This is a genomic window from Acinetobacter sp. YQ_14 (assembly GCF_043102985.1).
GTDB classification, from domain to species: domain Bacteria; phylum Pseudomonadota; class Gammaproteobacteria; order Pseudomonadales; family Moraxellaceae; genus Acinetobacter; species Acinetobacter venetianus.
Map to the genome: position 1 here is coordinate 82,393 of NZ_JBICJJ010000014.1, position 7,015 is coordinate 89,407.

Annotated in this window: 5 protein-coding genes; 1 reads left to right on the top strand and 4 read right to left on the bottom strand. The window is 43.9% G+C overall.

Annotation, left to right across the window (positions count from 1 at the left end; translation table 11 throughout):
* Positions 1–29: 29 nt before the first annotated feature.
* The 4 genes from acnD to ACF8D3_RS07620 all read right to left on the bottom strand — a co-directional run bounded on the left by acnD (position 30) and on the right by ACF8D3_RS07620 (position 5,526).
* The gene (acnD, locus tag ACF8D3_RS07605; protein WP_392470957.1) at positions 30–2,648 is read right to left on the bottom strand and encodes a Fe/S-dependent 2-methylisocitrate dehydratase AcnD; all 2,619 of its coding nucleotides are present in this window, start codon (positions 2,646–2,648) and stop codon (positions 30–32) included.
* On the bottom strand, positions 2,648–3,805 hold the full coding sequence (gene prpC, locus ACF8D3_RS07610; protein WP_007478247.1) for a 2-methylcitrate synthase: 1,158 nt from the start codon (positions 3,803–3,805) through the stop codon (positions 2,648–2,650). Before prpC ends, acnD begins: the two co-directional genes overlap by 1 nt.
* A gap of 136 nt (positions 3,806–3,941) precedes the next feature.
* Positions 3,942–4,823: a methylisocitrate lyase gene (prpB, locus tag ACF8D3_RS07615; RefSeq protein WP_004882090.1), complete on the bottom strand. Its 882-nt coding sequence runs from the start codon at positions 4,821–4,823 to the stop codon at positions 3,942–3,944.
* Positions 4,816–5,526, bottom strand: coding sequence for a GntR family transcriptional regulator (locus ACF8D3_RS07620; RefSeq protein WP_392470961.1), 711 nt, complete (start codon positions 5,524–5,526; stop codon positions 4,816–4,818). Before ACF8D3_RS07620 ends, prpB begins: the two co-directional genes overlap by 8 nt.
* 440 nt (positions 5,527–5,966) lie before the next feature.
* On the opposite strand from ACF8D3_RS07620, the gene ACF8D3_RS07625 reads away from it, so the two are divergent.
* A partial coding sequence (locus ACF8D3_RS07625) for an aromatic amino acid transaminase (RefSeq protein ID WP_392470959.1) occupies positions 5,967–7,015 on the top strand: 1,049 nt, incomplete at its 3' end.

Consider the following 7,015-nt stretch of genomic DNA (forward strand, 5'->3'; position numbering starts at 1 on the left):
AACAATATCAATTACTTTTAGCTAAAGTATTAAGCCACTTGACCTTCTAAAAAGTCTTGCGCAAAACGTTGAAGTACACCGCCCGCTTCATATACAGAAACTTCTTCTTCTGTATCTAAACGGCAAGTCACAGGTACTTCAACAATTTCTTCTTTGCCATCCGCGGTGGCACGCTCAATCACTAAAGTTAAAGTCGAACGCGGTGCAATATTACCAATCACGCTATATAGCTCAGTACCATCTAAACCTAATGTTTTACGATTCACACCAGCTTTAAACTCAAGCGGTAAAACACCCATACCCACTAAGTTAGTACGGTGAATACGCTCAAAACCTTCCGCAACAATCGCTTCAACACCTGCAAGACGAACACCTTTCGCTGCCCAGTCACGGCTTGAACCTTGACCATAATCCGCACCCGCGACAATGATCAACGGTTGCTTACGATTCATGTAAGTTTCAATCGCTTCCCACATACGCATCACTTCGCCTTCTGGCTCGACACGCGCTTTTGAACCTTGCTTAATCGTGCCGTCTGAACGAACCACCATTTCATTAAACAATTTAGGGTTGGCAAATGTTGCACGTTGTGCTGTCAAATGGTCACCACGGTGTGTCGCATATGAGTTGAAGTCTTCTTCAGGTACGCCCATTTTGTGCAAGTATTCACCCGCAGCCGAATCCATCAAGATTGCATTCGATGGAGACAAATGATCAGTAGTGATGTTGTCACCCAAAATCGCTAGCGGACGCATATTTGACAAAGTACGTGGTGCAGCTAACGCCCCTTCCCAATACGGCGGACGACGGATATAGGTACTTTGCGGACGCCAGTCGTAAAGTGGACTTTCCGCTTGCTCAACTTCACCGAGGTCAAACATTGGAATGTAGACTTTACGGAATTGTTCAGGCTTCACCGCTTCTTTTACTAAGGCATCAATTTCAGCATCAGATGGCCAAATGTCTTTCAGGTAAATTGGATTACCGTCTTTGTCTGTACCTAGTGCATCTTTTTCAATGTCAAAACGAATAGTACCGGCAATTGCATACGCTACCACCAACGGCGGAGATGCAAGGAACGCTTGTTTTGCGTATGGATGGATACGACCATCGAAGTTACGGTTACCCGAAAGTACCGCTGTCGCATACAAGTCACGGTCAATGATTTCTTGTTGAATCACTGGATCAAGTGCGCCTGACATACCATTACACGTAGTACATGCATACGCTACGATACCAAAGCCAAGTTTTTCTAAATCACCCAATACGCCTGCTTCTTCTAGGTATAAAGCCGCTGCTTTAGAGCCTGGTGCAAATGATGATTTCACCCAAGGTTTACGCACTAAACCAAGTTCATTGGCTTTACGCGCCAATAGACCCGCCGCCACGGTATTACGTGGGTTAGAGGTATTGGTACATGAGGTAATTGCCGCAATAATCACGGCACCATCAGGAATTAAACCTTCTGCTTCTTGTGCTTTCGCAACATCCAAATTCCCTGCAATACCTTTCGCTTTCAAGTCAGCCGTCGATACACGTGCATGTGGGTTTGATGGCCCTGCAATGTTACGAGTCACTGTTGAAAGATCGAAACGAAGTACACGTGGGTACTGCGCTTTGGTCATATCCGATGCCCAAAGACCTATTTCTTTTGCGTATTGTTCAACCAATGCCACTTGTGCATCTTCACGACCTGTCAGGCGTAAATAATCAATGGTGTTTTGGTCGATGTAGAACATTGCCGCAGTTGCGCCATATTCAGGTGTCATGTTCGAAATCGTGGCACGGTCGCCCACAGACATGCTGTCAGCGCCTTCACCAAAGAACTCGAGATAGCCACCCACCACACGCTCTTTGCGCAAGAACTCAGTCAATGCCAACACGATATCGGTTGCAGTAATGCCTGCTTGACGCTGACCTACAAACTCAACCCCAATAATGTCAGGAAGACGCATCCATGATGCACGACCCAACATCACATTTTCAGCTTCCAAACCACCGACACCGACTGAAATCACGCCAAGCGCATCGGTATGTGGGGTATGTGAATCTGTCCCTACGCATGTGTCTGGGAACGCCAAGCCATCACGATTTTGGATCACTGGAGACATTTTCTCCAAGTTGATTTGGTGCATGATGCCGTTGCCCGCTGGGATCACATCGACATTTTTAAATGCAGTTTTAGTCCACTCAATAAAGTGGAAACGGTCTTCATTACGACGATCTTCGACTGCACGGTTTTTCTCAAACGCGTCAGGATCAAAGCCGCCATATTCCACTGCCAAAGAGTGATCGACGATCAACTGCGTTGGAACTACTGGGTTCACTTTGGAAGGATCGCCACCTTTGTCAGCAATCGCATCACGCAGACCTGCAAGGTCAACCAGTGCGGTTTGACCTAAGATGTCATGGCATACCACACGCGCAGGATACCAAGGAAAATCCATATCCTGACGACGTTCAATCAATTGCTTTAAATAATCAGTTAAGTTTTCTGCATCAGCCTTACGTACAAGCTGCTCTGCCAACACTTTAGAGGTGTATGGCAAGGTCTCGTATGCGCCTGGCTGAATATCTTCAACGGCTTGACGCACGTCATAGTATTCGAGCTGGGTACCTGCCAGCGGTTTACGGTATTGATTTGACATTAACCACGCTCCGCCAATGGTTTGAATTCTAAGTTTTCAGGGCCAGTATAGTTCGCGCTTGGGCGAATGATCTTGCCGTCTTGACGTTGTTCAATCACGTGTGCAGACCAACCTGCTGTACGAGCAATTACGAATAATGGTGTGAACATTGCTGTTGGAACACCCATCAAGTGATAGCTCACCGCGCTGAACCAGTCGAGGTTCGGGAACATGTTCTTCACTTCTTTCATCACTGCTTCTAAACGCTCAGCGATCAGATACATCTTGGTATTTTCTTGTGCTTCAGCAAGTTCACGCGCCACTTTCTTGATCACTTCGTTACGTGGATCAGAAACGGTATAGACAGGATGACCAAAACCGATCACAACTTCTTTTTTCTCTACACGGCTACGGATGTCGGCTTCTGCTTCGTCAGCGTTGTCATAACGTTGTTGAATCACGAATGCAACTTCATTCGCACCACCGTGTTTTGGTCCACGTAGCGCACCAATACCGCCCGTGATTGCTGAATACATGTCTGAACCTGTACCTGCAACAACACGCGAAGTAAATGTAGATGCGTTGAACTCATGCTCTGCATACAAAATCAAAGAGGTATGCATTGCTTGAATCCATTCTTCAGATGGCGCTTCGCCATGAAGTAAATGGAGGAAATGCGCTGCGATTGAGTCATCATTGGTTTCAACTTCGATGCGACGACCGTTGTTGCTGAAGTGATACCAATACAACAACATTGAACCCAAGCTTGCCATCAATTTGTCAGCGATGTCTTTTGCACCTGCTTCATTGTGGTCTTCATGTTCAGGTGTTAAACAACCGAGAACTGAAACACCTGTACGCATGACGTCCATTGGGTGTGCAGATGGAGGTAACTGCTCAAGTGCAGTTTTCAATGCTGCTGGTAAGCCACGAAGTGCTTTAAGTTTTGCTTTATAGGCTTTCAACTCAGCTTTGTTTGGAAGTTTGCCATGTACAAGCAAATGTGCAACTTCTTCAAATTCGCTACCCACTGCAAGGTCAAGAATGTCGTAGCCACGATAGTGCAAGTCATTACCACTACGACCTACGGTACAAAGTGCAGTGTTACCTGCAACTTGACCACTTAACGCAACTGATTTTTTTGGCTTGAAGCCTGTTGGAGTTTCATTACTGCTCATAAGATTGTCCTTTTCTGTTCTTTCTATGTGAATTATGAGTTCTAAAATCCCACTTGCGGAGCTACAACCGCTCCTCACCTTCCTTTTGAAAGGGAGGAAAGTCTCCCTTTGAAAAAAGGGGACTTAGGGGGATTCCTTATTTTGCTTTTTCAAATGATGCATCAAGATACTGTTCAAACGCGTGATAGTTAATGCGTTCATACAATTCTTGACGCGTTTGCATAGTGTCGACTACGTTCTTCTGTGTGCCTTCTTTACGCAACGTCTCATAGACATTTTCTGCAGCTTTGTTCATCGCGCGGAATGCTGAAAGTGGATATAACGCAATGCTCACATCCGCAGAAGCCAATTCTTCAGTCGTAAACAATGGTGTAGAACCAAATTCAGTAATGTTCGCTAATACTGGAACTTTGGTCAGATCAGCAAACTGCTTGTACATTGCCAATTCAGTGATCGCTTCAGGGAATAACATATCCGCACCTGCTTCAATGTATGCCCCTGCACGGTCAATCGCTGCCTGCAAGCCTTCAACTGCAAGTGCATCAGTACGTGCCATGATCACAAAGTTTTCATCAGTACGTGCATCCACTGCCGCTTTAATACGATCCACCATTTCTTGTTGCGTGACGATGGCTTTATTTGGACGGTGACCACAACGCTTAGCACCCACTTGGTCTTCAATGTGCATTGCTGCTGCACCGAACTTAATCATTGATTTAGTGGTACGTGCGATATTAAATGCTGAAGCACCAAAGCCTGTATCCACATCAACCAATAATGGTAAATCACATACATCAGTAATACGGCGTACATCCGTCAATACATCATCAAGGTTGCTAATACCCAAATCAGGTAAGCCCAACGAACCAGCAGCCACACCACCACCAGACAAATAAATTGCTTTATAGCCTGCACGTTTTGCTAACAATGCATGATTGGCGTTAATCGCACCGACCACTTGTAATGGTTTTTCATTTGCGACCGCGTCGCGGAATAGCTGACCAGCAGATTTAGCCATGTTGATGTTCTCCTTGGGTTTGCAGCAATGTTTGCTCAACAATTTTGTAAGATGCATTTATGTGACGGTGCATCAGCATTTCGGCAAGTTCACCGTCACCTTCTGCGATCGCATCTAAAATGCGGATATGTTCGTCCCAAGCTTTACTTGGTCGATCTGGGGTGTTTGAAAACTGAATTCGGTACATACGGATGAGGTGATACAGCTCATCACATAACATTTTTTCTAAGGTTTTATTGCCACTGCTTTTGATAATGCAGTAATGGAAATCGTCTTGACCTTCTTGTAGGTAATAACCCTTACCTGCTTTAAAATTTTCATCTTCAGCATGCATTCGCAACACATCACGCAATGCTAAGATTTGTTTTTTATCAATATGCTGTGCAGCTAACTTACAAGCTAAGCCTTCAAGTGAAGCACGAATTTGGTACAGTTCTTTAAACTGTTGTAGAGAAAGAGAAACAACTCGCGCACCAACATGTGCAGTACGCTCAACCAATCGCTGGCCTTCTAGACGATGGATCGCCTCACGTAAAGGACCACGACTAATCCCATAAATACGTGCTAACTCAGGCTCAGAAATCTTACTGCCCGCAGGAATTTGTCCTAATACAATCGCCGATTGAATTTGCTTAAATACATGTTCCGTCAGGGTCATTCCCTGACTTGTGCTGATGGCTTGAGGAACAAGGGTATCTTGCATATTGTCGACAATCTCTACAGTTTTGATGATTTTATAACGAGATATAATAAAAAATGCAATAGGATTGTCGACAATAAAATAGACTTGCTCAGTCAATCCTACAATCTTGACCTAACAGTTATAACATAAGAGAACCCAAGTAAAATTTTAATAATTTTGTTATAAAACAATTAATTAAAATAAGTAAAATTTGATTCTTTTATTTAAGTTGTACCCTTTTTTATTGCTGATCAGGTTTCATCCTAAGACCATGGTATGACAGCTTGATTGTAGACAATCTCTATAATTGATCCATTTACCATGAAATTTGTAAGTAAATACTGCACTAGATGTAAATAACAGCGTGCTTCATCATCGCTTTATTGGTACATTATTGGGCATCTGGAGCAGCGCTCCTCAAGACACATCCATGCACCTTGTTGAATAAAAGGACATTGTTAATGTTTCAACATATCCCACCTTATGCAGGCGATCCAATCCTCTCTTTAATGGAACAGTTTAATGCTGATTCTCGCGCTGAAAAGGTTAACCTGAGTATTGGTTTGTACTACAATGAAGACAGTATCGTTCCTCAGCTTGATACCATTATCGAAGCTCAAAAACGTATTGCACCTAAAAATGATAAAACCAAACTTTATCTCCCAATGGAAGGCTTCAAACCTTACCGTGATGCGATTCAAGCATTATTGTTTGGTACAAACAGCCCAGCAATTCAACAAGGTCGTGTTGCTACCATTCAAACTTTGGGTGGTTCAGGTGCATTAAAAGTCGGTGCAGATTTCTTAAAAACTTATTTTCCAAATTCAGAAGTTTGGGTGAGCCAACCAACGTGGGATAACCATGTTGCGATCTTCAACGGCGCTGGCATCAAGAGCAACTTCTATCCATATTTTGATGCTAAAACACGTGGTGTTGATTTTGATGGCATGTTATCGACATTAAATACGCTACCTGAACAAAGCATCGTGTTATTACACCCATGCTGCCACAACCCAACAGGTGCGGATTTAAATCCAGCACAATGGGATCAAGTGATTGCAGTGTTAAAAGAGCGTAATCTGATTCCATTCCTCGACATCGCTTATCAAGGCTTTGGCGATGGTATGGAACAAGATGCTTATGCAATCCGTGCTCTAGACCAAGCGGGCTTGAACTTTATTGTCAGCAACTCTTTCTCTAAAATCTTCTCACTGTATGGTGAGCGTGTTGGTGGTTTAACCTTCGTTTGTGACGATGCTGAAGCCGCAAAATGCACATTCGGCCAGTTAAAAGCAACAGTACGTCGTATCTACTCTAGCCCACCAACAACAGGTGCATGGTTGGTTGATCAAGTACTCAATGATGCTGATTTAAACCAACAATGGCAGGGTGAAGTGAAAGAGATGCGTGAGCGTATTATTAAAATGCGTAGCATCCTCAAAGATGAACTAACCAAAGCCCTACCTGATCGTGACTTTAGTTACCTTGTGAATCAAAAAGGGATGTTCAG

Coding starts and splice junctions, on each gene's coding strand:
- acnD (WP_392470957.1), bottom strand. CDS start 2,648: ATGTCAAATCAATACCGTAAACCGCTGGCAGGTACCCAGCTCGAATAC.
- prpC (WP_007478247.1), bottom strand. CDS start 3,805: ATGAGCAGTAATGAAACTCCAACAGGCTTCAAGCCAAAAAAATCAGTT.
- prpB (WP_004882090.1), bottom strand. CDS start 4,823: ATGGCTAAATCTGCTGGTCAGCTATTCCGCGACGCGGTCGCAAATGAA.
- ACF8D3_RS07620 (WP_392470961.1), bottom strand. CDS start 5,526: ATGCAAGATACCCTTGTTCCTCAAGCCATCAGCACAAGTCAGGGAATG.